This is a genomic window from Pseudomonas sp. 05T35 (assembly GCF_056396605.1).
On record NZ_JBFTLU010001016.1, the window covers coordinates 1 to 353 of the forward strand.

The following is a 353-nucleotide window of genomic DNA, read 5'->3' on the forward strand; positions in this document are numbered from 1 at the left end:
TTCTTGACCAGCACCATTTCGCTGTTGTCGGAGCTGAACAAGGCACCGTTGGTGACTTCTTCGAGCGTCTGCTCATAACCGCGGCAAAGGTACTGCATGGCTTTGGCGGCACGTTTAGGCGTGTCGAGCAGACCTTCGCGGGTGGCGTCTTCGCCAAGCTGGCCGAGGATCGCCGTGTAATTCTGTTCCAGTGTCACAGGGGCTGATTCCATAAGGGTTTCAGAGGGGTACTGTTTCTGTCTGTACCAATTTTGTACCAATCAAGCTGTTTTCGAGCTTCCCGAGTTCGCCCCAGTCGGTGCTGGAGTTTATCCATCGGGCGTAGGTCGATAGCAACATCTGAACGCTATGAC

Annotated in this window: 1 protein-coding gene; it reads right to left on the reverse strand. The window is 54.1% G+C overall.

Annotated elements, in window-relative coordinates; genetic code table 11:
* Positions 1–197 (reverse strand): GTP cyclohydrolase I (locus AC1DH9_RS31190; RefSeq protein WP_477809593.1); only part of this gene is annotated, 197 nt, incomplete at its 3' end.
* Between the last annotated feature and the right edge of the window lie 156 nt (positions 198–353).